The organism is Streptomyces sp. NPDC058464 (genome assembly GCF_042721035.1).
Taxonomy (GTDB): Bacteria; Actinomycetota; Actinomycetes; order Streptomycetales; family Streptomycetaceae; genus Streptomyces.
The window spans coordinates 306,946-333,244 of the sequence record NZ_JBHXMA010000003.1 but is presented as its reverse complement, the minus strand read 5'-3'; the positions used below and the strand labels follow the sequence as shown (position 1 = coordinate 333,244).

Here is a 26,299-nt window from a genome sequence, read left to right as displayed (position 1 = left end):
CTCGTCGCGCCCGCGCGGCGGTAGCCGCAGATCGACTACCGCCCCGCGCCCCTTCGGGGCGCTTCAGCGGGCGCTTCTAAGAACGCCTGCGGCGCGCCAGGAGAACGGCTCCCCCGCCCGCCACTACGAGCGCGAGGGCTCCCCCGGCCACGTACGGCGTCACCGAACTCCCGCCCGTCTCCGCCAGCTTCGTCTCCTTCGCCGGGGCGCCCTGGACCTTCACGTCGGACACCGGGTCAACCGGGTCGGCCGGATCGGCCGGGGCTGCCGCGGGGTCCGGCGGCATCTCGCAGGTCGTCCTCGCGAGGGTCAGCGTTCCTTCCACCTCGGCCACGTTGAGCTTCAGCGGGTTGACGGAGACCTTGAGTTCGAGGGCGCTGGCCACCGCCGAGGTCGACGTCGTCTCGCGCTTGGACAGGTCGAGGCGGACCTCGCCGACGCCGGGGACCCTGACGTCGGTGGGGCCGCCCGCGCTCAGCGTCACGCGCTTGCCGAACACGGTGACGGCGCCGACCACGTTGGCGTCGGCCTCCGGCTGCTTGCCGGTCTCGCAGACGGCCTTGGACGTGACCGTGTCGAGTTCGATCAGGGACAGCAGGGGCAGGCCCGGCAGGTGCAGCCGGGCGTGGGCGAGGTGGACGGAGGCCTCGGCGCGGCCGTCGGAGACCGTCGCCTTCGCCGCGGCGACGTCCGCGCCGAGGACGTGGAACGGCTTGCCGCCGTCCACTCCGTCGAGCGTGGCGGTGAGCGCGGTCCGGTCGGAGCTCTGCGGTGCCTGGACCTCGTTCAGGGAGACCGCGAGCGGGACGTTCACGGTCTTGTTGACGAGGGAGACGTCGAGCCCGGTGCGCAGGACGACCGCGCTCGCGCGACCGTGGTCGGCGGTCGCGTGTGCGGTGCCCGCGCCGGCCAGGACCGCGGGACCGGCGGCCAGGGCCGTGGCCGTCGCGAAGGTCGCGAGACGGCGTGCGGGCATACGGAATGTGTCGCTGTTCAAGGTGGTGGGACCCCCAGAGGAAACTTGCTCGGGACCCGCCAAGAATTACGCACTGTGGGTGAACGGGCGGCAATCCTGCGTTACTTCACTCCATAGTGGACTTTCCGTGCACGCATTCGAGTCGGCGGGCACAGGCGTTCCTTTACTCGACGACCTGCCCGTTCAGCACCACCCGGCGGGGGGACGCGAGGACGCGTACGTCGGCGCGCGGGTCGCTCTCGTACACCACCAGGTCGGCCGGTGCGCCCTCCTCCAGCCCGGGCCTGCCGAGCCAGGCGCGGGCCGCCCAGCTGGTCGCCGCGAGCGCGTCGAGGGGCGGGATCCCGGCGGTGACCAGTTCGGCGACCTCGCCCGCGACCAGGCCGTGGGCGAGGGAGCCGCCGGCGTCGGTGCCGACGTAGACCGGGATGCCGGCGTCGTAGGCGCCCCGGACGGTGTCGTAGCGGCGTTCGTGGAGCCGGCGCATATGGGCCGACCAGCGCGGGAACCTGGTGTCACCGCCCGCCGCGAGCTGCGGGAAGGTGGCGATGTTGACGAGGGTCGGGACGATCGCGACACCGCGGGAGGCGAAGAGGGGGATCAGGTCCTCCGTCAGTCCCGTCGCGTGCTCGATGCAGTCGATGCCGGCCTCGACCAGGTCCCGGAGCGAGCTCTCGGCGAAGCAGTGGGCGGTGACCCGGGCGCCCAGCCGGTGGGCCTCGGCGATCGCCGCCTCGACGGCGTCCCGCGGCCAGCTCGGCGCCAGGTCGCCGAGGTCGCGGTCGATCCAGTCGCCGACCAGCTTGACCCAGCCGTCGCCGCGCCGGGCCTCCTGGGCGACGTACGCGACCAGGTCCGCGGGCTCGATCTCGTGGGCGAAGTTCCTTATGTAGCGGCGGGTGCGGGCGATGTGCCGGCCGGCCCGGATGATCTTCGGGAGGTCGTCGCGGTCGTCGACCCAGCGGGTGTCGGAGGGCGAGCCGGCGTCCCGGATGAGGAGCGTGCCGGCCTCGCGGTCGGTGAGGGCCTGCTTCTCCGCCGTCGCCGCGTCGACCGGGCCGTGCGGGCCGAGGCCGACGTGGCAGTGGGCGTCGACGAGGCCGGGGAGGGCCCAACCGTCGACGGTTCGGATGTCGTCGGTGTGGGTGGGGCGGTCGTAGGTGACACGGCCGCTGACCACCCACAGTTCGTCGCGGATGTCCTCGGGTCCCACAAGGACCCGGCCCTTTACGTGCAGCACCGCCGCCGCTTGATCGGTCATGGGACGCACGATAGTTCGTCGGGTGCCGGTGCGTCGGGGCTGGTCGCGCCCACGCGGCGGAGCCGCATATTGATATAGCCCCGCGCCCCTTGCAGTGCGCTCTCCCAGCGGCGCGCTAGGACGGCTCCTCCTCCACATCAGCCATGGCCGGATTCAGCAAGCGGGACAAGAAGTGGCGGGTCCGGTCGTGCGTAGGGTTGGCGATGACCTGGTCGGGGGAGCCCTCCTCCACGATCACTCCGCCGTCCATGAAGACCACGCGGTCGGCGACCTCACGGGCGAAGGTCATCTCGTGGGTGACCACCATCATGGTCATGCCCTCCTGCGCCAGCATCCGCATCACCGCGAGGACGTCCCCGACCAGCTCCGGGTCGAGGGCCGACGTCGGCTCGTCGAAGAGCATCACCTCGGGGCCCATGGACAGCGCGCGGGCGATCGCCACCCGCTGCTGCTGGCCGCCGGAGAGGGAGGCGGGGTAGGCGTCCGCCTTCTCCGAGAGGCCGACGCGGGCCAGGTTCTCCGCGGCCGTCTTCGCCGCCGTCGCCTTGTCCCGCCGGAGCACCCGGCGCTGCGGCAGCGTGAGGTTCTCGGTCACCGTGAGGTGCGGGAACAGGTTGAACTGCTGGAAGACCATGCCGATACGGCGGCGCACGGCGTCGATGTCGACGTCCGGGTCCGTCAACTCGGTGCCGCCGACGAACACCTGGCCTTTGGCGGGTTCTTCGAGGAGGTTGACGCACCGGAGCAACGTGGACTTGCCGGAGCCGGACGGGCCGATCACGCAGACGACCTGGCCCTGGCCGATCTCCAGGTCGATGCCGCGCAGCACCTCGTTGTCGCCGAAGGACTTGTGCAGGTCCTTCACCTCGATCTCGGGTCGGCTCATCGGACGGCCTCCTGGGCCTTCGCCTCCATGCGGCGGACGACGAAGCCGAGCGGGATCGTGACCAGCAGGTAGCACAGGCCGGCGACGAGGATCGGCGTGGAGTTGGCGGTCGTACTGGCCAGGTCGCGGCCGTACTTGGACAGTTCGCGTTCTTCCAGGGTGACGCCGAGGAAGAGGACCAGGGAGGAGTCCTTGAAGAGGAGGACGAGTTCGTTGGTCAGCGGCGGGAGGATGATGCGGAACGCCTGGGGGATGATGATCGAGATCATGGCGCGTGCGGGTGAGAACCCCAGGGAACGGGCCGCTTCCAGCTGACCCTTGGGGACCGCCTGGATGCCCGCGCGGATCGTCTCCGCCATGTAGGCGGCGGCGACCAGGCCGAGCGCGAGGGCCACCTTGCCGTAGGTGCCGCCGACGATCTCGGTGCCGGGGAAGGCGAGCGGGACGGCGACGCCGATGAAGATGAAGATCAGCAGGGCGGGCAGGCCGCGGAAGATCTCGATGTAGACGCCGGCCAGCCAGCGGTACGGACCGACCGACGACAGCCGCATCAGCGCGATCACCATGCCGAGGGCCAGTCCGACGACGAAGCCGGACAGCGTGTAGAGCACGGTGTTCTTCAGCGCCAGCGTGATGACGTCCGGGAACATCTGCCTGGCGATGTCCCACTGGGCGAACTGGTTCTGCAGCCGTCCCCAGTCGGCGCCGGCCGCGAACGCGACCACGGCGGCGACGAAGACGACGTACTGGGCTCCGCGCGACAGCCGGCGCTTCTGCCGCCGGGACAGGCCCTTCCTGCGCGGCTGGAGTCCGGTGTCCGTGCCTGCGGTCATGAGGCGGCGGGGGACGCGGCCGAGGCGTCGTAGGGGCCGATCCACTTCTCGTACAGCTTCTTGTACGTGCCGTCGGCCTTGGCGTCGGCGATCGCCTTGTCGACGGCGGCGAGGAGCTTGGTGTTGCCCTTCTTCACCGTGAAGCCGTACTGCTCACCGGTGTTGATGTTGCCGGCGACCTGGAAGGCGTTCGCGTTGGCCTTGTCCTTGAGCCAGCCCTGGACCACCGGGTAGTCGATGACGACGGCCTTGACCTGGCCGGTGCGCAGGCCGTTGAGGACGGCGTCGGAGGACTCGAAGGAGACCGGGTCGAAGCCCTGCTTCCTGACGTAGTCCTCGCCGGTGGTCTGCGCCTGGGCGCCCAGCTGGACCTTCTTGGCCTTGGCGTCGGCGAGCGAGGTGATGCCGCTGTCCTTGTCGACGAGGAGGGCCTGGGTGGCGTCGAAGTACGGGGCGGAGAAGTCGACGTTCTTCTTGCGCTCGGCGGTGATGGTCATGCCGGCCGCGGCCAGGTCGCACTCGCCGGAGTTGAGGAAGGCGCCGGTCTTGAAGTTCTCGAACGGCGTGTCGAGGATCTGCTGCTTCACGCCGAGGTTCTTGGCGACCAGGTCGATCATCGACACGTCGAAGCCCTGCACCTTGCCGTCGATCTCCGACTGGAACGGCGGGTACGGCAGGTGGGTGCAGGTGGTGAGCTGCCCGGCCTTGACGAGGACGACCCCGCCGGCGGCCGTCCTGGAGGCGCTGGAGCCGTTGCCGCTCGACGTGCAGCCGGCCACGAGGGCCAGCCCGGCCGCGGCGGTGACGGCGGCCAGGGCGCGAGCCCGGCGGCGCCCGAGGAGCGTGGTCACGAGACCTCCCGTGGGTCTGTGGGGGCTCCCCGCGAAGCTGTGAGGGAGCTTTGGATTCCGATTCTGCGGGTTCCGATTATAAGGAGATGTTTGGGTTCCTCAAACCAAACCCATGGCGGTGGAGCCGTCCGGCCTAAGAAGTCGCCGGTCACAGGCGTGGACGGGGGGATGGACGGGTGCCGGTTACGCTCGTCTTGATCCACCTGTCCGTGACTGAGGAGAGCACCGCCGTGACCCACCCCTTCCTCGATCTGCCCCCGCTGACCGCCGCCCGCTTCGCCGCGATCGAGGACCGGGTGGCCCGGTTGCTGGACACCCGGCAGGACGTCGTGATCACGCAGGGCGAGGCGCTGCTGCCGCTGGAGGGCGCGATCAGGGCGACGGCCGGGCCCGGCACCACCGCGCTGAACGTGATCACCGGCCCGTACGGGCAGACGTTCGGGAACTGGCTGCGGGACTGCGGCGCGACCGTGATCGACCTCGCGGTGCCGTTCCACACGGCGGTGACGGCCGGGCAGATCCGGGAGGCGTTCGCCGCGCACCCGGAGATCGACTTCGTCTCCCTGGTGCACGCGGAGGCGGCGACCGGCAACACCAACCCGGTCGCGGAGATCGGGGAGGTGGTGCGGGCCCACGGCGCCCTGTTCTACCTGGACGCGGTCGCCTCGGTCGGGGCGGAGCCGGTGCTGCCGGACGCGTGGGGCGTGGACCTGTGCGTGATCGGCGCCCAGAAGGCGATGGGCGGCCCGGCGGGCGTCTCGGCGATCTCGGTGAGCGCGCGGGCATGGGCCCGGATGACGGCGAACCCGCAGGCCCCGCGCCGCTCCTACCTCTCCCTGCTGGACTGGAAGGAGCGCTGGGTCGACGGCGGCCGCAAGGCGCTGCTGCACGCGCCGGCGCAGCTGGAGATGCTGGCGCTGGAGGCGTGCCTGGAGCGGATCGAGGCGGACGGCCTGGACGCCGTGACGGCCCGGCACCGCACGGCCGCGCTGGCCACCCGGGCGGGCGCGGTGGCCCTGGGCGGCGGCCTGGAGCCGTACGTGTACGCGGAGTCCGACGCGGCACCGGTGGCCACCACGCTGCGGGTGCCGCCGGGCGTGGTGGCGTCCGAGCTGGTCGCCGAGGCCCTGGCGGGCGACGGCGGCCTGCCGCTGGCCGCGGGCGGGGGCACGCTGGCCAAGGAGATGGTCCGGGTCAACCACTACGGGGCGGACGCGACGGCCGACGCCGTCCGGTCGAGCCTGGCGGCACTCGGCGCGGGACTCACCGCGCGAGGGCTGACGGTGGACCCGGAGGCGGCCCGGCAGGCGGTGGAATCCGCCTGGCAGCACCCGAATTCAAAGCAATTTTGAATTCCCTTTCGGTCGATGGCTTTCCCGAGTTCTCCTGCCCGCTTTTTGCAGAGCTAAACGGGGGGAATTTCATCCGGATTTCAACCCTGTGACACATTCCACAAACCAGGGCTTTTTGCCCGCTTCGTGGTGGTGTATATCGGCACATACCCGCACGGCCGACGGAATCATCGATTCCACCGGCCGTGCGTTTTTGTATTTGCCTCGCTAAATTCAGTCCGCATGACTGCCCCACAAGCAGACCTGATCGTCGACCGCCCGCTGGTGACCGACGGCCCGGCGCTCTGGCGTATGGCCAGGGATTCCGGAAGCCTCGATCTGAACTCCTCCTACAGCTATCTGCTGTGGTGCCGGGACTTCGCCGGCACCTCGGCGGTGGCGCGCGGCGCGGACGGCGAGCCCGTCGGGTTCGTGACCGGGTACACCCGGCCGGACCGGCCGGACACGCTGCTCGTCTGGCAGGTGGCCGTGGCCGCCGCGCAGCGCGGCCGCGGCATCGCGGCCCGGCTGCTGGACGGACTCACGGCACAGGTGGCCGCCGACCGGCCGCTCACCGCCGTCGAGACCACCGTCACGCCCGGCAACACCGCCTCCGAGCGCCTGTTCACCTCGTACGCCGCCCGGCACGGCGCCACCGTCGAGCGCTCGGTGCTGTTCGAGGCCGGCGAGTTCCCCGACGGTCCGCACGACCCCGAAGTCCTGTACCGCATCGGCCCCTTGACCCCCACATCGCACTGAGGAGCCCCCGTGACCATCACCCCGCCCGACCTCGGCGTCTTTGAGACCCTGGAGTCCGAGGTCCGCAGCTACTGCCGCGGCTGGCCGACCGTGTTCGACCGGGCCCGGGGCAGCCGCATGCACGACGAGGACGGCCACGCGTACCTCGACTTCTTCGCCGGCGCCGGATCGCTCAACTACGGCCACAACAACCCCGTACTGAAACGGGCGTTGCTGGACTACCTGGAACGGGACGGCGTCACCCACGGCCTCGACATGTCGACGGTGGCCAAGCGGTCGTTCCTGCAGACCTTCCAGGACCTGGTGCTGCGGCCGCGCGAGCTGCCGTACAAGGTCATGTTCCCGGGGCCGACGGGGACCAACGCCGTCGAGTCGGCCCTCAAGCTCGCCCGGAAGGTGAAGGGGCGCGAGGCGATCGTGTCGTTCACCAACGCCTTCCACGGGATGTCCCTCGGGTCCCTCGCGGTCACCGGCAACGCCTTCAAGCGGGCCGGGGCCGGGATCCCGCTGGTGCACGGGACGCCGATGCCGTTCGACAACTACTTCGACGGGACCGTGCCGGACTTCCTGTGGTTCGAGCGGCTGTTGGAGGACCAGGGCTCCGGGCTCAACAAGCCGGCCGCGGTGATCGTGGAGACCGTGCAGGGCGAGGGCGGCATCAACGTCGCCCGGCCCGAATGGCTGTGCGCCCTCAAGGAGTTGTGCGAACGGCAGGACATGCTGCTGATCGTCGACGACATCCAGATGGGCTGCGGACGGACCGGTGCCTTCTTCTCCTTCGAGGAGGCGGGGATCGTCCCCGACATCGTCACCGTGTCCAAGTCCATCAGCGGGTACGGACTGCCCATGTCCCTGTGCCTGTTCCGGCCCGAGCTGGACGTGTGGGAGCCGGGCGAGCACAACGGCACCTTCCGCGGCAACAACCCCGCCTTCGTCACCGCGACCGCCGCCCTGGAGACCTACTGGACCGACGGCCCCGCGATGGAGAAGCAGACCCGGACCAAGGGCGAGCAGGTCGAGCAGGGGCTCGTCGCGATCGTCGAGGAGAACCTCGCCGACGTGAAGGAGTACCGGGGGCGGGGCCTGGTGTGGGGTCTGGAGTTCCACGAGAAGGAGCGGGCCGGGCGGATCGCCGCCCGCGCCTTCGAACTCGGGCTGCTCATCGAGACGTCGGGGCCGCAGAGCGAGGTCGTCAAGCTGCTGCCCGCCCTGACCGTCACCCCGGACGAGCTGGACGAGGGGCTGAGCGTCCTCGCCCGGGCCGTCCGCGAAACCGTCTGACGCACGAGGAGGCATCGCAGAACCGTGATCGTCCGTTCGTTCAAGGAAATCGAAGGCACCGACCGGCACGTGAGGTCCGCGTCCGGGACCTGGGAGAGCAGACGCATCGTCCTCGCGAAGGAGCAGGTCGGCTTCTCGCTGCACGAGACGGTCCTGTACGCGGGCACGGAGACGTCGATGTGGTACGCCAACCACGTCGAGGCCGTGGTCTGCGTCGAGGGCGAGGCCGAGCTGACCGACCACGAGACCGGGAGGTCGTACCGGATCACGCCCGGGACCATGTACCTCCTCGACGGGCACGAGCGGCACACGCTGCGCGTCAAGGAGGACTTCCGCTGCATCTGCGTGTTCAACCCGCCGGTGACCGGCCGGGAGGACCACGACGAGAACGGCGTCTACCCCCTGCTGACGGAGGAGGACTGACTCATGCCCACGCCCACGCCCACGACTGCGACCACAACCACGACCACGACCACGACCACGACCACCGATCGGTACCCGAGCCGTGGCCCCGTCGAGGTCTCCGTCCCCCGTAGGGACCCCGTCGTCTGGTCGGCACCCGGCGCGCCCGGACCGATCGCCGCGGACGGGCTGGAGGCGTTCGACCGCGACGGCTTCCTCGCCGTCGAGCAACTCCTCGGCGACGACGAAGCAGCCGTGTACCAGCGGGAGCTGGAGCGGCTGCTCGCCGACCCGGCGGTCCGGGCCGACGAACGCTCCGTCGTGGAGCCGAAGTCCAGGGAGATCCGGTCCGTCTTCGAAGTGCACCGGATCAGCGAGGTGTTCGCGGACCTGGTGCGCGACGAGCGGGTGGTCGGCCGGGCCCGGCAGATCCTCGGCTCGGACGTGTACGTCCACCAGTCCCGGATCAACGTCAAGCCCGGGTTCGGGGCGGGCGGCTTCTACTGGCACTCGGACTTCGAGACCTGGCACGCCGAGGACGGCCTGCCGAACATGCGCACGGTGTCCGTCTCCATCGCCCTGACGGAGAACCACGACACCAACGGCGGCCTGATGATCATGCCTGGCTCGCACCGGACGTTCCTCGGCTGCGCCGGTGCCACGCCCGAGGACAACTACAAGAAGTCGCTGCAGATGCAGGACGCGGGCACGCCGTCCGACCAGGCGCTCACCGCCATGGCGGGCGAGTACGGCATCAAGCTGTTCACCGGCCGGCCGGGGTCGGCGACCTGGTTCGACTGCAACTGCATGCACGGCTCCAGCGAGAACATCACCCCCTTCGCGCGCAGCAACGTCTTCATCGTGTTCAACAGCGTGGAGAACACGGCGGTGGAGCCGTTCGCGGCACCGGTGCGGCGACCGGAGTTCGTCGGGGCGCGGGACTTCACGCCCGTGCGGTGATCAGCTCCCGCTGACGACGCGGCCTGGGCGGCCGGATGCCGCCCCGGGCCGCAAGCCCCGAGCCCCGAGCCGCGACCCGAGCCCCGAGCCGCGACCCGGGGCTCGGGGCTCGGGGCTCGGGCTCAGTAGCCGACGGTGAAGCGCTCGCCGATGTGCCGGGGTCGTTCGATCTCGTCGAGCAGGGCGACCGCGTAGTCCTCGGCGGAGATACGGCTGCTGCCGTCCTGGGCGACGATCAGATCCTCCGTGGCGGTGCGGTAGGCGCCGGTACGCTCCCCCGGCTCGATCGTCGCGGCGGGGCTGAGGCTGGTCCACCGCACGTCGCTGACGGTGCGGCAGAAGTCCAGGGCGTCCCCGTGGGCGTGCATGATCTGGAGCAGGGGCTCCGGCAGGCCCTCCGCGTCCCAGACCTGCCTGCCGTCCGGCAGGCGCAGGGAACCCGCGCCGCCGACCAGGACGAGCCGGGGTCCGTCGCCCTCCACGGTGCGGATGCCGGCGACCAGGGCTTCGGCGCTGGGCCTGATGGTGGCGACGTGGCCGGGCCCGTCGCCTCCGCCGACCGCGCTGATGACGACGTCCTGCCCCGCGGCCACCCCGGCGACGGCTGCGGGGTCCAGAACGTCACCGGTGACCACGGTCAGGTCGGGGTCGTCCCGGGTGAGCTTCGCCGGGTCGCGTACCACCGCCGTGACCATGTGCCCGCGACGGAGTGCCTCGTCCAGCACGCGGGATCCGATGGTGCCGGTGGCGCCGAACAGGATGATCTTGGACATGCCGGTCTCCAGTTCCCGTTGATCGTCTCAGGATCCGCAGGTTAGTGAGACCTCCCGTGACGGACCCGAGGCAGCGGGCCGGTCCGGAGGAACATGACCCGTTCAGGCGACTGCGTGTCCTGCTCGCCGGGTGCTTCCCCGGGGCCCCCGCACGATCCCGCAGGACCGAGCGGGGGCGTGTCCGTGCGGCCTCCGGGCCGTGTCACAGTGCCGGGTAGTCCGTGTACCCCTCGGCGCCGCCACCGTAGAACGTCGCCGGGTTCGCGGTGTTGAACGGGCCGCCGGCCCTGAGCCGGGCCGGGAGGTCCGGGTTGGCGAGGAAGAGCTGTCCGTAGGAGACGAGGTCGGCCGTGCCGTCCTCGACGAGGGCGAGGGCCGCCGGCCCGGTGGGGCCCTCGGTCGCCGGGTTGAGGACGAACACCCCGCTGAACCGCTTGCGCAGCGCGGTGGTCAGCTCCCGGGTGCCCGGCACCTCCATCACGTGCAGATACGCCAGGCCCAGCGGCTCCACGGCGTCGACCAGCGCGGTGTACGTCGCCTCCGGTTCGGGCTCGTCGATGTCGTTGAGCGGGTTGCCCGGGGACAGCCGCAGGCCGGTGCGTTCGGCGCCGACGGCCTCCGCCACCGCCTTGACGGCCGCCACCGCGAACCGGGTGCGGGCGGCCGGGGAGCCGCCCCACTCGTCGGTGCGCCGGTTGCTGCCGGGGGCCAGGAACTGGTGGATCAGGTAGCCGTTGGCGCCGTGCAGCTCGACGCCGTCGAAGCCGGCCTCGACGGCGGCCCGGGCGGCGGCCGCGTACTCGGCGACCGTGGCCTGGACCTCGCCGTCGGTCAGCGCGCGCGGCTCGACGAAGTCCTTCGGGCCCTCGTGGGTGTACACCTGGCCGCGGGCGGTGACCGCGGAGGGCGCGACGTTGACCAGTCCGTCGGGCAGCAGGTCGGGGTGGCCGATCCGGCCGGTGTGCATGAGCTGGGCGAAGATGACGCCGCCGACGGCGTGCACGGCGTCGGTGACGGTGCGCCAGGCGGCGATCTGCTCGGCGGTGTGCAGGCCTGGGGTGTCGGGATAGCCCTGGCCGACCGCCGAGGGCTGGATGCCCTCGGTCACGATCAGGCCCGCGGAGGCGCGCTGGGTGTAGTACTCCGCCATGAGCGCGGTGGGCAGGCCTCCCAGCGCGGCACGGCTGCGGTCATCGGGGCCATGGCGATGCGGTTGGCCAGGCGGTGGCCGGGGAGGTCGATCGGGTCGAAGGCAGTGGTCACAGCGTCTCCAGGGATATTTTCATTGGTCGGCCAAGCAAAACGGCGCGGCCTACTCTACTCCAATCATTGGCCGACCAATTAAATGCCCGCGGGAGGCTCTGAGTAGGCTTCGAGGACGGTTACCCGGAAGTCGGAGATCGGAGAGGTGCGGGAGCGACGATGGACGCCACCAAGGAACCGGCGGCGCACGCGGCCGGAGGCGGCTGCGTACTGCCCGCGGCCGCCCAGGGCGGTCCGGTCAGCCACGCGCTGAGCCGTGTGGCGCGGCTGCACCGCACCGCTGCCGCCGGGCTGCTGCGCGGGCTCGGCCTCTACCCCGGTCAGGAGCTCGTGATGATGCACCTGTGGGAGAACGGCCCGGCCCGGCAGGCGGACCTGATCAAGATGCTCGGCCTGGACCCCTCCACGGTGACCAAGATGCTCCAGCGGCTGGAGCAGGCCGGCCAGGTGCGGCGGCTGCCGGACCCCGCGGACCGGCGCGCGGTACTGGTGGAGGCCACCGAGTCCGGGGCCCGCCTGCTGGCCGAGGTGGAGCGGGTGTGGACCGCGCTGGAGGACGAGAGCCTCGCCGGCCTGGACCCGGCCGAGCGCGAGCAGTTGCTCGCCCTGCTCGACCGGGTCGAGGCCAACCTGTGGACCCGCAACGCGGCACAGGCCTGACGTCCCGGGCGCGGCCCCCGCAGGTCAGCCCGCGAGGGCGTCCAGCAGACGGTCCACGTCGGCGGGCGTGTTGAAGAGGTGGAAGGCCGCGCGCAGGTTGCCCGCGCGGTTGGAGACCTCGATGCCGGCCCGGCTCAGCCCGGGCTGGCGGCCGCCGAGCCCGGGGACCGAGACGATCGCCGAGCCGGGGGCGGGCACCGGCTCGTGCCCGAGGGCCGCGAGCCCGGCGCGGAACCGGTCGGCGAGGCCCACGTCGTGGGCGTGCACGGCGGCCACGCCGAGTTCCTCGATCAGGTCGAGCGAGCGGCGCAGGCCCGCGAACGTGAACAGGGCGTGGGTGAGGTCGAACCGCCGCGCGGAGTGGGCGAGTTCGGCGACCGGGCCGTAGCAGCTGTCCCACGGCTCCTCGCCCGCGACCCAGCCCGCGAGGACCGGGGTCAGGCCGCCGAAGTCCTCGGGGACCACGAGGAAGGCCGCGCCGTGCGGGCCGAGCAGCCACTTGAAGGAGACGGACGCGGTGAAGTCGTACGCGTCGGCGTCCATCGGCAGCCAGCCGGCGGCCTGGGAGAAGTCGACGTAGGTGCGGGCCCCGTGCGCGCGGGCGGCCTCGCGCAGTGCGGACAGGTCGGCGATCCGGCCGTCCGCCGACTGGGCCGCGCTGACCGCGACGAGGGCGGTGCCCGGACGGACGGACTCGGCGACGCGCTCCAGCGGCACCGCGCGGACCTTGAGGTCGCCGCGGACGTGGAAGGGGTTCAGTACGGAGGTGAAGTCGTCCTCGGCGGTGAGGACTTCGGCGCCGGCCGGCAGCGAGGCGGCGATCACGCCGGAGTGCGCGGCGACCGAGGCGCCCGCCGCGACCCGGGTGGCCGGGACGCCGGCGAGCCGGGCGTAGGCGGCCCGGCAGGCCTCGACGTCCTCGTACAGCGAGGTCAGGGGCCGCCCCTCGGCCCGCAGCAGCGCCGCCTCGTGCAGGGCGGCCACGGTACGGGCGGGCAGCAGGCCGTTGCTGGCGGTGTTCAGGTAGGTGCTCTTCGGGGTGAACTCGGCGCGGACGAGGCTCTCGAACGTCTCCGTGGTCTCCATGCGTCCACTCTGCGGCCCGGGGAACCCCCCGTCCATTGCGGATTTCTACGTGGATCCGCCAAGCAACGCTTATACGACGACCCTGACCTGGCCTTTCCCATCGGCTGCCCGGCTGCCGCCCGCCTCCTGCCCAGCTGCCGCCCGGCCGCTACCCGGCCGCCGCCCGGCCGCCTTCTCAGTGCTGCGGCACCGCGCACCCGTCCGGCCCGCAGGCCTCCGCGCCGCCTTCGTCGATGAGCTTCAGCGGGGAGCGCGCTCCCCAGGCCTGGCTGAGCGCCTGCGTGAACACCTCGGCGGGCTGGGCCCCCGAGACCCCGTACTTCCGGTCGAGGACGAAGAACGGCACCCCGTTCGCACCGAGCTCGGCGGCCTCCCGCTCGTCGGCGCGGACCTCGTCGGCGTAGCGGGACGGGTCGGCGAGCACCTCGCGCACAACCGCCGCGTCCAGCCCGGCCTCCACGGCCAGCTCCACGAGCCGCTCCTCGCCCTCGCTGAAGACGGAGCGCTCCTCGGCGAAGTTCGCCCGGTACAGGATCTGGACCAGCTCGTCCTGACGGCCCTGCTCCTTGGCGAGGTGCAGCAGCCGGTGCAGGTCGAAGGTGTTGCCGTGGTCACGGCCCCGGGTGCGGTACTCAAGACCCTCGGCGGCGGCCTGCGCGCCCAGGTTGTCCTCGCCGGCCTGGGCCTGCGCCTCGCTCATGCCGTACTTCCTGGTGAGCATGGTGAGCACGGGCTGGACGTCGCCCTTGGCGCGGCCGGGGTCCAGTTCGAAGGAGCGGTGCACGACCTCGACGTCGTCGCGGTGCGGGAAGGCGGCGAGCGCCTTCTCGAAACGCGCCTTTCCGACATAGCACCAGGGGCAAGCGATATCGGACCAGATCTCGACGCGCATGTTGTCGGCTCTCCAGGTAGTCACAAGAGGTCTTCAACTACCTGAACCTTCAAACAGCCCGAGTCATTCCCCGCCCACCGCGTACCGCAGGAACACGTGGTGATCACCTTCGGCCGGCGGGTTCTCCGGGTCCGGCACCCAGCCCTGGCGGGCGTAGAAGGCCTGGGCCCGCCGGTTGTCGACGTGCACGTCCAGCACGGCGGTCCGCCGGTGGTCGGCGCGCCACTGCTCCAGACAGGCGGCGTGCAGGGCGGTGCCGACACCGGCCCGCCAGCGGTCGGGGTCGACATGGAACTGGAACAGCTTGACCGTTTCGGCGGCGGCGCCCTCCGGGGTGCGGAAGGAGGCGACCCCGATGATCCGGCCGCCTTCCACCACGCACAGCACCTGCCCGTCGGGCCGCTCGACCGCGCCGCGCCAGGCGGCGGTCCAGTCGAAGCCGTCCTCCGGGAGGCCGTCCGGGTAGTACGTCGACCGGGCCCGGTGGTGCAGCGCGGCGATCGTCTCCGCCTCGGCGGACAGCGCCGTACGGATCACCCGGACACTCTTCTCACGGTCACTGATCACGCAACGGAGGACGTGACCGCGTCCGTGCCGGTTGCGTTTCCGCTCTCCTTCCAGCAGGGCCACGACCGTTCGGCACCGGCCGCGGCCCTGTTCGCCGTGGCCTTCGTGCTCAGCTTCCGTCGCGCAGGTCGGCCGGCCAGTCGGGCCTGAACTCGATGTGGTCGTACGTCACCACACACCCCTCCCCCATCGGCGACTGGGTCATGAAGCCGACCAGGGCGTCCTCCGTCTCCTTCTCGCCGCCTAGGGTGAACAGCCGCACGAAGACCCACTTCTTGCCGTCCCGGGAGGCGTGGAAGGCGAGCGCCCGCCCGGTCCGGCTGATCCGCAGCCAGACCGAACTGCCCTCCACCGTGAAGGCGTTGGAGTCGTCGGAGTGCCCCCGGGTGACCACGGTGCAGACGGTGGGCACGTCCGGGGAGTTCTCCAGGCAGAGCTTGGCCCAGGCGCGGTCGCCGACATGGACGTACAGCACACCGGCGTCGAAGGCGGCACCGAACCCGACGGTGACCCGGGCGATCAGCTGGAAGTCCCCTTCGGGCGCCCCGAGCAGCCGGGGCGCGTCCGAGGCGGGATCCAGCGCCTCACCGGTGGGCGACACGAACCGGTCCTGCCGGGCCCCGGCCCACCCGGTGAGCACCCCATCCTCGTAGAACCAGTGCCCGTCGGGCCCGTAGGTACGGAGGGAGAAAGGAAGTTCGGGAAGTTCGACGTCCATGGTCGGATTGTGTCAGGAGAACTTCTCGACGAACGCGCGGGTCGACGCGCCCCACAGGGGCGCGGGGAACTGCGCGAGGAACCACGACGAACCGGCACCCTGCGACGCACCCCACGCCCCCACGGCGCTACCGCTCCAGAACCCCGTTGAACCGCCGAGGAAGCCCCAGCGGATTGCCGTCCTTCAGCTCGGCCGGCAGCAAAGCCTCCGGCGCCCCCTGATACGCCACCGGCCGCAGCCACCGCTCAATGGCGGTACCGCCCACGGAAGTAGACGTGGAGGTGGTGGCCGGGTAGGGCCCGCCATGATGCTGGGCCGGGGCCACGGCGACCCCCGTCGGCCAGCCGTTCACCAGCACGCGCCCGGCCAGCGGCGTCAGCTCCGCGAGGATCTCCGCCCCCTGCCCCTCCCCCGCGGCCTCCTCGGCGGAGACATGCACCGTCGCCGTGAGGTTCCCCGGCAGCCGCGACAGCACCGCCGTCGCCTCGCCCCGGTCCTCGTAGCGGACCACCACGGTCACCGGCCCGAAGCACTCCTCGAGGAGCAGGTCATGGTCCCCCTCCTCGGCCAGGCTGGCCGCCGGCACCGTCAGGAACCCGGCGCTCACGGTGTGCTCGCCGCCCGCCCCGGGCGTCACCGGGGTCTCCACGTCGGGGAGTCCGGCGCGCTCGGCGACCCCGGCGACGAAGTTGTCCCGCATCCGGTGGTCGAGCAGTACGCCCGCGTCGGTGTTGCTGACCGCGTCCGTGAGGGACTTGACCAGACCGTCACCGGCGGCACCGGCCGGCACCAGCACCAGGCCCGGCTTCACGCAGAACTGCCCGACGCCCAGCGTCATCGACCCGGCGAGCCCGGTGCCGATCTCCTCGGCCCGCTCGGTGGCCGCGGCCTCCGTGACGAGGACCGGGTTCAGGGAGCCCAGCTCGCCGTGGAAGGGGATCGGCACCGGACGCGCGGCGGCCGCGTCGAAGAGCGCGCGCCCGCCCCGGATGGAACCGGTGAAGCCGGCCGCGGCGACCAGCGGGTGCCCGATCAGCTCGATGCCGGCCTGGAGACCGTGCACGAGACCGACGACGGCCTCCGGGATGCCGTGCTCGGCCGCGGCCAGCCGCAGCACCTTGGCGACCAGCTCGGACAGGGCCGGGTGGTCGGGGTGGGCCTTGACGACGACCGGGTTGCCGGCGGCCAGCGCGCTCGCGGTGTCGCCGCCGGCGACGGAGAACGCGAAGGGGAAGTTGGAGGCCGAGTAGACGGCGACGACACCCAGCGGGACCTTGTAGCGGCGCAGGTCCGGGATCGGCGGGGTGGCCGTGGCGTCGGGGTGGTTGATGATGACGTCGAGGAAGGCGCCCTCGTCGACGATGTCGGCGAAGGCCCGCAGCTGGTAGACGGTGCGGGCGAGTTCCCCGGTCAGCCGGACGGGGCCGAGCGCGGTCTCCGCGTCGGCGGCCTCGACCAGCCGGTCCTTCGCTCCGTCGAGTCCGGCGGCGGCCGAGCGCAGGAAGGCGGCGCGGACCGTGCGGTCGGCGAGGGAGCCGCGGGCGGCGTGCGCGGCCGTGACGACGGCGTCGACCTCCTCGGCTGTGGCCTCCACCGCAACCTGTTCACGCTGCTTCCCGGTGCGCGGGTCGACACTCCAGACTGGTGCTGCTGCCACCGCGGGTCCCTCCATGGTTGCGTCCTGCCGCGATATCCGGGTCATATCCGGGTCATTCACCAGGGATGTTCGATATACTGAACGCTGTCTCTGATGATGAATACACTGTTGGAGACTATAACCTCGGTTTCTCGTCCAACGAAGGGGTCAAGGGCGATGTCGGCAGGCGAGACAGGCGGCGGGGCACAGGTCAAGTCCGCGGTACGGACCGTGGAGTTGCTGGAGTACTTCGCCGGCCGGCCCGGTATGCACTCCCTCGCGGCCGTCCAGGAGGCCGTCGGATATCCCAAGTCCAGCCTCTACATGCTGCTGCGCACGCTGGTGGAACTCGGCTGGGTGGAGACGGACGCGACGGGCACCCGGTACGGCATCGGGGTGCGGGCGCTGCTGGTCGGCACGTCGTACATCGACGGCGACGAGGTGGTCGCGGCGGCCCGCCCGACCCTGGACCGGCTCTCCGACGACACCACGGAGACCATCCACCTCGCGCGTCTCGACGGCACGAACGTGGTCTACCTGGCCACCCGCCAGTCCCAGCACTACCTGCGCCCCTTCACCCGGGTCGGCCGCCGGCTGCCCGCGCACTCCACCTCGCTCGGCAAGGCGCTGCTCGCCACCCACACCGACGAGCAGGTCCGCAAACTGCTGCCGGAGACGCTCCCCGCGCTCACCGAGCACACCATCACGGACCGCGAGAAGCTCATCGAGGAGCTCCACCAGATCCGCGAGCAGGGCTTCGCGATCGACCGCGAGGAGAACACGCTCGGGCTGCGCTGCTTCGGCGTGGCGATCCCGTACCGCACCCCGGCCCGGGACGCGATCAGCTGCTCGGTGCCGGTGGCCCGCCTCACCCCCGCCCACGAACAGATGATCAAGGACGCCCTGTTCGACGCCCGGGACCGCCTGACCCTGGCGACGCGCCGGCTCTGACCCGGCGGCGCCCGCATGAGCGGTCGATGAGAAATCCGGCCGGAGGGAACGGACACCCCGTCTTCGCTCGTCTGTCTGAGCGGGATGAACAAGACGATCAGGCGGGCGTCCGTCTTCGCGCTGCTGCTCGTGCTCACTCTGCTGGTCAGGGCGACATGGGTGCAGTTCTACGACGGCCAGGCCCTCGCGGACGACACGGACAACCGGCGCAACGTCATCGAGACGTACTCACAGCCGCTCGGGAACATCATCGTGGCCGGTGACTCGATCACCGGCTCGGCCAGGACGTCGGGGAGCAGCGACCTCAAGTACAAGCGCACGTACACGGACGGCGAGCTGTACGCGGCGGTGACGGGCTATGCCTCGCAGAGCTATGCCCCGACCCAGCTGGAGGGCATCTACCAGGACCTGCTCAACGGCACTGACAGCCGCCTCAAGACGGTCATGGACACGGTCACCGGCGAGCGCGCCGAGCCGGGCAACGTGATCACGACGATCGACCCGGCCGTCCAGAAGGCGGCCTACAAGGCGCTCGGCGACAAGAAGGGCGCGGCGGTCGCGATCGACCCGAAGACCGGCAAGATCCTGGCGGTCGTGTCGACCCCGTCGTACGACCCCTCCTCGCTCACCGACGCCAACACCGCCGGCTCGGCCTGGAAGAAGCTGACCTCCGACAGCGACAAGCCGCTCACCAACCGGGCGCTGCGCCAGCCGCTGCCGCCGGGCTCGACGTTCAAGCTGGTGGTCGCGGCGGCCGCCCTGGAGGACGGCCTCTACGCGAACGTCGACACGAAGACCGACAGCCCGGACCCGTACACCCTGCCCGGCACGACGACCCCGCTGAAGAACGAGAACACCTCGGCGCCCTGCGAGAACGCCACGATCCGCACGGCCCTGCGCTACTCCTGCAACAACGTCTTCGGGAAGATGGCCGTCGACCTGGGCCAGGACAAGGTCAGGGCGATGGCCGAGAAGTTCGGCTTCAACGACGCCAAGCTGGACGTGCCGGTGCGGGCCTACGCCAGCGTGTACCCCTCGAACATGGACAAGGCCCAGACCGGCCTCTCCGGCATCGGCCAGTTCGACGTCACGGCGACCCCACTCCAGATGGCCATGGTGTCGGCCGCCATAGCCAACGGCGGCAAGCTGGTCTCGCCGCATATGGTCTCGCAGATCACCGACAGCGGCGGCGACGTGCTGAAGGACTACGACGACGAGGCGGACAGCGAGCAGATCGTCAGCTCCTCGACCGCGGAGCAGTTGCAGTCCGCGATGGAGACGGTCGTCAAGGACGGCACGGGCACGAACGCGCTGATCGACGGCGTGACGGTGGGCGGCAAGACGGGCACGGCCCAGCACGGCGAGAACAACAGCAAGACGCCGTACGCCTGGTTCACGTCGTACGGCAAGTCCGACAGCACGGGCAAGGAGGTCGCGGTGGCGGTCCTGGTCGAGCAGTCGGACGCGGCCCGGTCGGAAGTGAGCGGCAACGGGCTGGCGGCGCCGGTGGCGAAGGCGATGATGGAGGCGGCGTTGAAGAAGTAGGGGGTTCTCTGCGCGATCAGGTGCGGGTTTCGTCGTGGCTGGTCGCGCCCGCGCGGCGGTAGCCGCATATCGACTACCGCCCCGCGCCCCTACGGGGCGCTTCACTCACGATGTCACTTCACGCCCAGCACCTGCTCCACCGGATCGATCGCGAAGTACACCAGGAACAGCGCCGACACGGCCCACAGCAGCCAGTTGACCTCCTTCGCCTTCCCCAGCACCGCCTTGATCAGGACGTACGCCAGGAACCCGGCGCCGATGCCGTCCGTGATGGAGTAGGTGAACGGCATCACGCCGATCGTCAGGAACGCCGGGATGGCGATCTCGTACCTGTCCCAGTCGATGTGCTTGACGTGGGTCATCATCAGGAAGCCCACGGCGATCAGCGCGGGCGCCGCCGCCTGGAGCGGGACGATGGTGAGCAGCGGCGTGAGGAACAACGCGAGACCGAACAGGCCGCCGGTGATCAGGTTGGCGAACCCGGTGCGCGCGCCCTCCCCCACGCCCGCCGCCGACTCGATGTACGCCGTGTTGGAGGAGGCCGAGCCGAGGCCGCCGGCCACCGCCGCCGCGCCGTCGATGAACAGCACCCGCCCGATGCCCGGCACCTGCCCCTGCTCGTCGAGCAGCCCGGCCTCCGCGCTGATGCCGACGATCGTGCCCATGGCGTCGAAGAAGTCGGACAGGATCAGGGTGAAGACCAGCAGTACGGCCGTCAGCACACCGGCCTTGCCGAAGCCGCCGAACAGGCTGAAGTGACCGACGAGCCCGAAGTCGGGCGTGCCCACGATCTTGTCGGGGATCTTCGGCGTGGTCAGGCCCCAGCTCTTGATGTCGGCGACGGAGTCGATGACGATCGCCACGGCGGTCATCGTGACGATGCTGATCAGGATCGCGCCCTTCACCTTGCGCGCGACCAGCGCGATGGTCAGGAGCACGCCAACACAGAAGACGAGCACGGGCCAGCCGGTGAGCCGGCCCACGGCACCCAGCTGCACCGGCACGGTGGTGTCCGCGGCGTCCGGGATCCGGCTGACGAAGCCCGCGTCGACGAAGCCGATGAACGCGATGAACAGGCCGATGCCGACGCCGATCGCCTGCTTCAGCTGCTGCGGAATGGCGTTCATGATCGCCTCGCGCAGGCCGGTCAGCACGAGCACACAGATCAACAGGCCTTCGAGGACGACCAGCCCCATCGCGTCGGACCAGCTCATCAGCGGTGCCAGCTGGAAGGCCACGACGGCGTTCAGGCCGAGTCCGGCGGCGATGGCCAGCGGCAGGTTGCCGCCGACACCCATGATGATCGTCATCACGCAGGCCACCAGCGCGGTGGCGGTGACGAGTTGGCCGGTGTCGAGGGTGTGTCCGAACTTGTCCTTGGCGCTGCCGAGGATGATGGGGTTCAGGACAAGGATGTAGGCCATGGTGAAGAACGTGGCGAAGCCGCCGCGTATCTCACGGCCGAACGTGGATCCCCGTGCGGAGATCTTGAAGAACCGGTCGACGCCGTTCCCGGCAGGTGGCGCGGCCCCCTGCGGCCGGGCCGCCTTCTGCGTCTCGGACATGGTCGTACTCCTCGTCCCCTGAGCGTGCGTGTGCGGATGCTGGCTGGATTGTTCCCGCGCCGAACCTGTTTCAGGTTTTCCCCGTGTTACGGAATCAGGCTCGGTGTGGTTCGGTGGACCACACCGCGTCCGACCCTTCGCACCGGACACATCGAACCCCCGTACGACGCACACGAAATGATCACTGCTACGCTCCGGATCTCGCCGGAACGTTCCTCCGGATACTCACAAGCCACCGCATGTCATCTACATGACACAGAATCCCTGACAGAAGAGGTCACCCGTGGGCTCAGTCGTCGACGACGCCGCCTCCGTGGAGTTCCATGCCTTCTTCGAACGCCACTACGCCGAACTCGCCCGTCTCGCCCATCTGCTGACCGGTGAGGCGGACGCCGCCGACGATCTGGCCGCCGACGCCCTGCTGGCGCTGTGGCACCGCTGGGACCGGGTCCGGGCCGCCGACCACCCGGTCGCCTACGCCCGGGGTGTCGTCGCCAACCTGGCCCGCACCCGTATCCGCAGTGCCGTGCGCGAGCGGCGCCGGATCGCCCTGTTCTGGTCGCACCGCGAGGAGACCACCGAGAACCCGGACGTCGCCGGAGTGGTCGACGTGCAGGGGGCGTTGCGCCGGCTGCCGTTCCGCAAGCGGGCGTGTGTGGTGCTCCGGCACGCGTTCGACCTGTCGGAGAAGGACACCGCGCTCGCCCTGGGGATCTCGGTGGGTACCGTTAAGAGCCAGACGTCGAAGGGCATGGCGGAGCTGCAGCGGCTGCTCGGCGACTCCCAGGGTGTTCCGCAGAGGGTGCACGCGGCGATGGCGCCGCGCACCGGCCAGAGCGGAGGAAGGAACCGATGAGGCAGCAGGACGTGCACGACGAGCTGCGCGCCCGGCTGCACGAGGCGGCCGAGGCGCACGAACCCGACCGCGCCCGCATCCTGGCCCGGGTCGAGCGGGGCATGGCCGCGCAGGGCCGCCCGAACCATCGCGCCACCCTTCCGCCCCTGTTCGGCTGGGTCCGGGTGGTCAGCGCCACGGCCGCGGTCGCCGCGGTCCTCGGGGTCGGCGGCTACGCGGTCGCCTCGGCCGTGAAGGACACGCCCACCGAGAAGACGGTCGCGGTGTCGCCGACGCCCTTGTCGTCCCCCGACGCGACCAGCCGCCCGCCGTCCCGCACGGCCGCCCCGCCGGCTTCCGGTGCCCCCTCGAAGGCCTCCTCCCCCGAGGCGAGTTCGACGCCCTCGTCGACCCCGAAGGCCTCCGCCACCCCCGCGTCGCCCGTCGCCGAGGGCGAGACGGACGGCCCGCTCTGGTCGGACGGCTCGGTGGACCCGCACAGCAACGACTTCTGGGCGCAGTCCAACGTGACCCTGAAGACCTCCGGACAGCTGACGGCGCTCACGGTGCAGCTGAAGGTGGCCCAGACGGGCGGAGTGACCGACGCCGGCGCCTGGCGCTCCCTGCCGGAGACCGACTTCACCCAGTCGGTCACCGAGCAGAACGGCTTCCTCGTCTACACATGGACCCTCAAGCCGGGCAGCAAGGTCGCCGCCGGAGAGTGGGTGTTCGCGGGCCAGTACAACCACAAGCAGGGCGGCCGCGACGCGAAGAACGACACCTACACGATCACCGGCACGGCAGCCGGCAAGCAGTACGCGGTGACGGGCGACTTCGCAACCCACACGACAGCCGACGGCGACTCCTGAGAAGCGCCCCAAAGGGGCGCGGGGAACTGCGCGACCAGCCCCCACGGCCGCGCAGCCCGCGACGCACCCGTCAGTCCATGGTGGATCCGATCGTCGTCGACCCCGTGGTCAGAAACACCGTCAGCGGCAGCGCCCCACTCGCCGACCTCGCCGCATACGCGGACGTCGCGTCCGTCGACTTGAACGCCGGCGTGGCCACCCCGCCGTCCCAGCTGTTCGCCGCCGACACCGCCCTGGACCCCAGCTTGTCCGCCCCGCCCCCGTTGCTCACCGCGAGGTTCCGCGCCAGCCGGGCCTTGCCGGTCTCGAAGAAGAACCCGGCCTGGGCGTTCGCGTAGGCCGTGTTGCGGTTCAGGACGATCGCCCCGGTGTTGGAGTTCTCGGTGAACCCGTTCAGCGTGTTGTCCCAGGCCGCGTTGTCGTTGACGACGTGCGCGACGGCGACACCCCCGCCGCCCAGCTTGAACCCGTTGCCGTTGCCCTCGAACGCGGAGTCGTTCCACCGGTTCCTGCCGTTGCCGAAGGCCCAGCTGTGTTCGATCCTGACGGGCGACGAGAACTGCCACAGGTCAAGGCCGTCGTCCGAGTTGTTGTACAGACGCGCGCCGGTCACCTTGTTGCCCGTGCCCGAGCCGAACTTGATGGCGATGCCGTCGGCGTTCTGCCCGTGGCCGGCCTTGTCGTAGTTGCCGTAACTGTCCAGGTTCTGGACGAGGTTGTTCACGGTGTTGTCGCCGCGCAGCGTGAACCCGGAGTCCCCGTTGTCCGCGGTGACGAGGTTCTTGAAGATCCCGCCCGTGGACGAGGTGACGACGAAGCCCTGGGCCGGGGAGTTCTGGAAGGTGAGGTCCTGGACGGTCCAGTAGCTGCCGTAGATCCCGGTGAGCCACTGGCCGGCGGGCAGCTTGGAGCCGTCGATCCTCACCTTCTCGCCGCTGTAGGCCTTGAGGGTGATGCGGTTCGCACTCGTACCGCTGGCCGTCGACTTCAGGGTGGCGGTCGGGTAGTAGGTGCCCGCGCGCACCTGGATGACGGTGCCGGCGGTGGCGTTCGCGACGGCCGACTGCAGTTGCGCCGTGGTGGAGACGGTGACCGTGCTGGTGGCGGCCTGGGCACCGCCGTTCGACAGGCCGAGGTAGACGCCTCCCGCCCCCGCGGCGACGGCCACCGCCGCGGCGATCGAGAGGGTACGCGTCCTGCGGTGGCGTCCGGTGCTGAAGCGCACTGGCCGTTCCTTTCCTTGACGTCCGTGACGTGCTGAACGTGCTGGACGTGATCGACGAGGGAGCGAAACGGGCCGGAGGGGCCGCCCCGGCCCGTTTCTGTCTCCCAGTCGCCGCGGCGGCCGGAAAGGGTTGCCGCCTTTCCGGCTACGACACGAAGTACGTCGGGTTCGGCAGCTTGTAGGTGCGGTTCGCGTAGCCGCCGTCCAGGTCCGAGTACTGGTCGCCGAAGTTGGCGACGATGTCGTACCCGAGGTCGTCCTCGATGTGCTTGCGGGTGCCGGACTTGTACTGCACGGTCGTGCAGTTCCAGGTACCCGGGGTGGCGCAGGAGCTCAGGTAGGACGGCGGGTTGGCCTTGTCCTTGAGGAACATGTGGGCGGCGTCGAGGTTGACGTCGGCGCCGATCTTCTTCAGGTTCTCGACGGCGGCGGTGCGCTGCGCCTCGCTGAGCCCGGAGTTGTAGAAGACCTCGACGCCTTCGCTCTTCGCGTACTGGACCAGCTCGGCGCTGCCGAACACGCCCGGCCGGTCGGCCTTGTTGACGTAGTCGGCCCAGGTGGTCGAGTTGTACGTGTAGTTGTAGCGCTTCTCGTAGTCGAGGCTGAGCAGCAGCGTGTCGTCGATGTCGAAGACGACCGCGGCCTTCTTGCCGTGGCGGTGCGCCTTGCGCGCGGCCCGGTCGATGTAGCGCTTGGCGTCCGCGTCGATGCGCGCCAGGTCCTTGGCGTAGGGGCTGGTCGGCGACGCCTGGTAGACGCCGTTGGCGTCGGCGGCGGTGCCGTAGTAGGTGTCGATGTCCTTCACCAGGAGCCCGATGTTGTACGGCTCGTGGGTGGAGTTCGCGGTCGACTGGCCGGCCGTGGCGGCACCGGCGCCGTAGAGGGCACCGCCGGCGACCGCGCACACGGTGGCGATCGTCGCGAGACGAAGTGACTTATGCATGACAGGGTTTCTACGCGCGTCACCCGGGTGGGCGCGAGACCCGTTGCCTGATCGATATCTCATCGGCGGGCAAAAAGCGGGTCAAGCGCCCTGGAGGGAGTCCTTCCGGTTCTCCGTTCAGTTCATGGTGGCCCCGATGGTCGTGCTCCCCGTCGTGAGGAAAGTGGTGGCCGGCAAAGAGCCGTCCGACTGGCGGGAGTTGTACGTCGTCGAGGCGTCCGTCGACTTGAAGGCGGGGGTGCTGATGCCGCTGTCCCAGTTGTTGCCGGCGGACACCACCGACGAGCCCTTGCTGACCGTCCCGCTGCCGTTGCCCACCGCGAGGTTCTTGCCGAGCCGGGCCGCGCTGGTGGCGAAGTAGTAGCCCCAGTTGCCGTTGGCGTAGGCGGTGGTGCGGTTGATGACGAGCGCGCCGGTGTTGGAGTTCTCGGTGAACCCGTTGCCCGCGTTGCCCCAGGCGGCCGAGTTGTTGACGACGTGCGCGACCACCTCGCCGTCGCCGCCCAGCTTGTAGCCGTTGCCGTCACCGGCGAACGCCGAGTCGCCCCAGCGGTTGACGCCGTTGCCGAAGGACCAGGTGTGCTCGACGGTGACCGGCGAGGAGAAGGACCAGAAGTCGATCCCGTCGTCCGCGTTGTTGTAGGTCCGTGCCCCGGTGATCAGGTTCCCGGTCCCGGAGCCGAACTTGACGGCGATCCCGTCGGCGTTCTCCCCGTGGGTGGCGGCGTCGTAGTTGCCGTAGGTGTCGAGGTTCTTGACGGTGTTGTTGACCGTCCCGTCCCCGGTGAGCGTGAAGCCGGAGTCGCCGCCGTTGATGGTCTTGATGTTGTTCCAGTTGGTGCCGGTGCAGGACTGGCAGACCACCGCACTGTCCGGGGAGTTCTGGAAGGTGATGTTGGAGACGTTCCAGTAGTCCGCGGTCAGCTTGAAGATCCAGGAGCCGGAGGGCAGCGAGGAACCGTCGATCTTGACCGTCTCCGAGCCGTACGCGGTGAGCGTGACCGGCGCGGACGAGGTGCCGTTGGAGGTGGACTGGAGGGTGGCGGTCGGGTAGTAGGTGCCGCCGCGGACCTGGATGACGGTGCCGGCGGTGGCGTTGAGGATGGCGTTGGACAGGTCGGTGGAGTTGCTGACCACGACGGTGGCCGCCTGTGCCGGGGTGGCGATCACGGCAAGTCCGAGCGATGCGGTGGTCACCGCGAGCGCGGTGAAGGTGCTGATTCGACGCATG

25 protein-coding genes and 1 pseudogene are annotated in these 26,299 nt (G+C 70.5%); 10 read left to right on the top strand and 16 right to left on the bottom strand.

Features of this window, described 5'->3' with window-relative positions; all coding sequences use genetic code 11:
* Positions 1–76: 76 nt before the first annotated feature.
* The 5 genes from ACFWPQ_RS06610 to ACFWPQ_RS06590 all read right to left on the bottom strand — a co-directional run bounded on the left by ACFWPQ_RS06610 (position 77) and on the right by ACFWPQ_RS06590 (position 4,807).
* Positions 77–997, bottom strand: a complete 921-nt coding sequence (locus tag ACFWPQ_RS06610) for an SCO1860 family LAETG-anchored protein (RefSeq protein ID WP_384030585.1) — start codon at positions 995–997, stop codon at positions 77–79.
* A 142-nt stretch (positions 998–1,139) separates the two neighbouring features.
* Positions 1,140–2,237: an amidohydrolase family protein gene (locus ACFWPQ_RS06605; RefSeq protein WP_384030582.1), complete on the bottom strand. Its 1,098-nt coding sequence runs from the start codon at positions 2,235–2,237 to the stop codon at positions 1,140–1,142.
* Between the two features lie 115 nt (positions 2,238–2,352).
* A complete protein-coding gene (locus tag ACFWPQ_RS06600; RefSeq protein ID WP_384030580.1) occupies positions 2,353–3,123 on the bottom strand; it encodes an amino acid ABC transporter ATP-binding protein in 771 nt (256 codons plus the stop codon).
* Positions 3,120–3,956 carry an amino acid ABC transporter permease gene (locus ACFWPQ_RS06595; protein ID WP_384030578.1) on the bottom strand — a complete coding sequence of 279 codons (837 nt, stop codon included), beginning with the start codon at positions 3,954–3,956 and terminating at the stop codon, positions 3,120–3,122. The genes ACFWPQ_RS06600 and ACFWPQ_RS06595 overlap by 4 nt, the downstream gene beginning before the upstream one ends.
* Positions 3,953–4,807: an ABC transporter substrate-binding protein gene (locus tag ACFWPQ_RS06590; RefSeq protein WP_384030576.1), complete on the bottom strand. Its 855-nt coding sequence runs from the start codon at positions 4,805–4,807 to the stop codon at positions 3,953–3,955. Before ACFWPQ_RS06590 ends, ACFWPQ_RS06595 begins: the two co-directional genes overlap by 4 nt.
* Before the next feature lie 230 nt (positions 4,808–5,037).
* Here ACFWPQ_RS06590 and ACFWPQ_RS06585 point away from each other — a divergent pair, with 230 nt between their 5' ends.
* From ACFWPQ_RS06585 to thpD, 5 genes are all read left to right on the top strand, one after another.
* Complete coding sequence (locus tag ACFWPQ_RS06585; RefSeq protein ID WP_384030760.1) at positions 5,038–6,159, top strand: pyridoxal-phosphate-dependent aminotransferase family protein; 1,122 nt, start codon at positions 5,038–5,040, stop codon at positions 6,157–6,159.
* A gap of 222 nt (positions 6,160–6,381) precedes the next feature.
* Positions 6,382–6,897, top strand: coding sequence for a diaminobutyrate acetyltransferase (ectA, locus tag ACFWPQ_RS06580; protein WP_361284303.1), 516 nt, complete (start codon positions 6,382–6,384; stop codon positions 6,895–6,897).
* Between the two features lie 9 nt (positions 6,898–6,906).
* Entirely contained in the window at positions 6,907–8,178 is a 1,272-nt protein-coding gene (ectB, locus tag ACFWPQ_RS06575) for a diaminobutyrate--2-oxoglutarate transaminase (protein WP_384030573.1), read from the top strand.
* Between the two features lie 24 nt (positions 8,179–8,202).
* Positions 8,203–8,601 carry an ectoine synthase gene (locus ACFWPQ_RS06570; protein WP_361284297.1) on the top strand — a complete coding sequence of 133 codons (399 nt, stop codon included), beginning with the start codon at positions 8,203–8,205 and terminating at the stop codon, positions 8,599–8,601.
* 3 nt (positions 8,602–8,604) lie between these two features.
* Complete coding sequence (gene thpD, locus ACFWPQ_RS06565; protein WP_384030570.1) at positions 8,605–9,540, top strand: ectoine hydroxylase; 936 nt, start codon at positions 8,605–8,607, stop codon at positions 9,538–9,540.
* A 122-nt stretch (positions 9,541–9,662) separates the two neighbouring features.
* On the opposite strand, the gene ACFWPQ_RS06560 is transcribed toward thpD, so the two are convergent.
* Positions 9,663–10,313, bottom strand: coding sequence for an NAD(P)-dependent oxidoreductase (locus ACFWPQ_RS06560; protein ID WP_384030568.1), 651 nt, complete (start codon positions 10,311–10,313; stop codon positions 9,663–9,665).
* Positions 10,314–10,515: 202 nt separating this feature from the next.
* Positions 10,516–11,576, bottom strand: a pseudogene (locus ACFWPQ_RS06555) (alkene reductase).
* A 159-nt stretch (positions 11,577–11,735) separates the two neighbouring features.
* Here ACFWPQ_RS06555 and ACFWPQ_RS06550 point away from each other — a divergent pair.
* Complete coding sequence (locus ACFWPQ_RS06550; RefSeq protein ID WP_384030566.1) at positions 11,736–12,236, top strand: MarR family winged helix-turn-helix transcriptional regulator; 501 nt, start codon at positions 11,736–11,738, stop codon at positions 12,234–12,236.
* A 24-nt stretch (positions 12,237–12,260) separates the two neighbouring features.
* On the opposite strand, the gene ACFWPQ_RS06545 is transcribed toward ACFWPQ_RS06550, so the two are convergent.
* The 5 genes from ACFWPQ_RS06545 to ACFWPQ_RS06525 all read right to left on the bottom strand — a co-directional run bounded on the left by ACFWPQ_RS06545 (position 12,261) and on the right by ACFWPQ_RS06525 (position 17,156).
* The gene (locus ACFWPQ_RS06545) at positions 12,261–13,322 is read right to left on the bottom strand and encodes an aminotransferase class V-fold PLP-dependent enzyme (RefSeq protein WP_384030564.1); all 1,062 of its coding nucleotides are present in this window, start codon (positions 13,320–13,322) and stop codon (positions 12,261–12,263) included.
* Positions 13,323–13,497: 175 nt separating this feature from the next.
* Positions 13,498–14,214 carry a DsbA family oxidoreductase gene (locus ACFWPQ_RS06540; RefSeq protein ID WP_384030562.1) on the bottom strand — a complete coding sequence of 239 codons (717 nt, stop codon included), beginning with the start codon at positions 14,212–14,214 and terminating at the stop codon, positions 13,498–13,500.
* A gap of 63 nt (positions 14,215–14,277) precedes the next feature.
* Positions 14,278–14,781 (bottom strand): GNAT family N-acetyltransferase, encoded by a 504-nt coding sequence (locus tag ACFWPQ_RS06535; RefSeq protein WP_384030560.1) that lies wholly within the window; start codon positions 14,779–14,781, stop codon positions 14,278–14,280.
* A 109-nt stretch (positions 14,782–14,890) separates the two neighbouring features.
* Positions 14,891–15,499, bottom strand: a complete 609-nt coding sequence (locus tag ACFWPQ_RS06530; RefSeq protein ID WP_361284281.1) for a DUF1349 domain-containing protein — start codon at positions 15,497–15,499, stop codon at positions 14,891–14,893.
* A gap of 127 nt (positions 15,500–15,626) precedes the next feature.
* Positions 15,627–17,156 (bottom strand): aldehyde dehydrogenase (NADP(+)), encoded by a 1,530-nt coding sequence (locus ACFWPQ_RS06525; protein ID WP_384030558.1) that lies wholly within the window; start codon positions 17,154–17,156, stop codon positions 15,627–15,629.
* 156 nt (positions 17,157–17,312) lie between these two features.
* Between ACFWPQ_RS06525 and ACFWPQ_RS06520 the strand changes: the two genes are divergently transcribed.
* Positions 17,313–18,086, top strand: a complete 774-nt coding sequence (locus tag ACFWPQ_RS06520; RefSeq protein ID WP_123978118.1) for an IclR family transcriptional regulator — start codon at positions 17,313–17,315, stop codon at positions 18,084–18,086.
* Between the two features lie 84 nt (positions 18,087–18,170).
* Complete coding sequence (locus ACFWPQ_RS06515) at positions 18,171–19,631, top strand: peptidoglycan D,D-transpeptidase FtsI family protein (RefSeq protein WP_384030556.1); 1,461 nt, start codon at positions 18,171–18,173, stop codon at positions 19,629–19,631.
* 113 nt (positions 19,632–19,744) lie between these two features.
* On the opposite strand, the gene ACFWPQ_RS06510 is transcribed toward ACFWPQ_RS06515, so the two are convergent.
* On the bottom strand, positions 19,745–21,196 hold the full coding sequence (locus tag ACFWPQ_RS06510; RefSeq protein WP_384030554.1) for an NCS2 family permease: 1,452 nt from the start codon (positions 21,194–21,196) through the stop codon (positions 19,745–19,747).
* Positions 21,197–21,479: 283 nt separating this feature from the next.
* Here ACFWPQ_RS06510 and ACFWPQ_RS06505 point away from each other — a divergent pair, with 283 nt between their 5' ends.
* Positions 21,480–22,052, top strand: a complete 573-nt coding sequence (locus tag ACFWPQ_RS06505) for a SigE family RNA polymerase sigma factor (RefSeq protein ID WP_384030552.1) — start codon at positions 21,480–21,482, stop codon at positions 22,050–22,052.
* A complete protein-coding gene (locus ACFWPQ_RS06500; protein ID WP_384030550.1) occupies positions 22,049–22,900 on the top strand; it encodes a hypothetical protein in 852 nt (283 codons plus the stop codon). Before ACFWPQ_RS06505 ends, ACFWPQ_RS06500 begins: the two co-directional genes overlap by 4 nt.
* A gap of 70 nt (positions 22,901–22,970) precedes the next feature.
* Here the strand turns inward: ACFWPQ_RS06500 and ACFWPQ_RS06495 are convergent, their stop codons facing one another.
* From ACFWPQ_RS06495 to ACFWPQ_RS06485, 3 genes are all read right to left on the bottom strand, one after another.
* Positions 22,971–24,125, bottom strand: coding sequence for a right-handed parallel beta-helix repeat-containing protein (locus tag ACFWPQ_RS06495; RefSeq protein ID WP_384030548.1), 1,155 nt, complete (start codon positions 24,123–24,125; stop codon positions 22,971–22,973).
* Positions 24,126–24,270: 145 nt separating this feature from the next.
* Positions 24,271–25,068, bottom strand: a complete 798-nt coding sequence (locus ACFWPQ_RS06490) for an HAD family acid phosphatase (protein ID WP_384030546.1) — start codon at positions 25,066–25,068, stop codon at positions 24,271–24,273.
* Between the two features lie 117 nt (positions 25,069–25,185).
* Complete coding sequence (locus ACFWPQ_RS06485; RefSeq protein WP_384030544.1) at positions 25,186–26,298, bottom strand: pectate lyase; 1,113 nt, start codon at positions 26,296–26,298, stop codon at positions 25,186–25,188.
* Position 26,299 lies beyond the last annotated feature (1 nt).

Bases quoted from the DNA above. Each gene is read 5' to 3' on its own strand.
- ACFWPQ_RS06560 (WP_384030568.1), bottom strand. From the start codon at position 10,313: ATGTCCAAGATCATCCTGTTCGGCGCCACCGGCACCATCGGATCCCGC.
- ACFWPQ_RS06540 (WP_384030562.1), bottom strand. From the start codon at position 14,214: ATGCGCGTCGAGATCTGGTCCGATATCGCTTGCCCCTGGTGCTATGTC.
- ACFWPQ_RS06530 (WP_361284281.1), bottom strand. From the start codon at position 15,499: ATGGACGTCGAACTTCCCGAACTTCCTTTCTCCCTCCGTACCTACGGG.
- ACFWPQ_RS06595 (WP_384030578.1), bottom strand. From the start codon at position 3,956: ATGACCGCAGGCACGGACACCGGACTCCAGCCGCGCAGGAAGGGCCTG.
- ACFWPQ_RS06550 (WP_384030566.1), top strand. From the start codon at position 11,736: ATGGACGCCACCAAGGAACCGGCGGCGCACGCGGCCGGAGGCGGCTGC.
- ACFWPQ_RS06500 (WP_384030550.1), top strand. From the start codon at position 22,049: ATGAGGCAGCAGGACGTGCACGACGAGCTGCGCGCCCGGCTGCACGAG.
- thpD (WP_384030570.1), top strand. From the start codon at position 8,605: ATGCCCACGCCCACGCCCACGACTGCGACCACAACCACGACCACGACC.
- ACFWPQ_RS06515 (WP_384030556.1), top strand. From the start codon at position 18,171: ATGAACAAGACGATCAGGCGGGCGTCCGTCTTCGCGCTGCTGCTCGTG.
- ACFWPQ_RS06545 (WP_384030564.1), bottom strand. From the start codon at position 13,322: ATGGAGACCACGGAGACGTTCGAGAGCCTCGTCCGCGCCGAGTTCACC.
- ectA (WP_361284303.1), top strand. From the start codon at position 6,382: ATGACTGCCCCACAAGCAGACCTGATCGTCGACCGCCCGCTGGTGACC.
- ACFWPQ_RS06490 (WP_384030546.1), bottom strand. From the start codon at position 25,068: ATGCATAAGTCACTTCGTCTCGCGACGATCGCCACCGTGTGCGCGGTC.
- ACFWPQ_RS06605 (WP_384030582.1), bottom strand. From the start codon at position 2,237: ATGACCGATCAAGCGGCGGCGGTGCTGCACGTAAAGGGCCGGGTCCTT.
- ACFWPQ_RS06600 (WP_384030580.1), bottom strand. From the start codon at position 3,123: ATGAGCCGACCCGAGATCGAGGTGAAGGACCTGCACAAGTCCTTCGGC.
- ACFWPQ_RS06520 (WP_123978118.1), top strand. From the start codon at position 17,313: ATGTCGGCAGGCGAGACAGGCGGCGGGGCACAGGTCAAGTCCGCGGTA.
- ACFWPQ_RS06485 (WP_384030544.1), bottom strand. From the start codon at position 26,298: ATGCGTCGAATCAGCACCTTCACCGCGCTCGCGGTGACCACCGCATCG.
- ACFWPQ_RS06510 (WP_384030554.1), bottom strand. From the start codon at position 21,196: ATGTCCGAGACGCAGAAGGCGGCCCGGCCGCAGGGGGCCGCGCCACCT.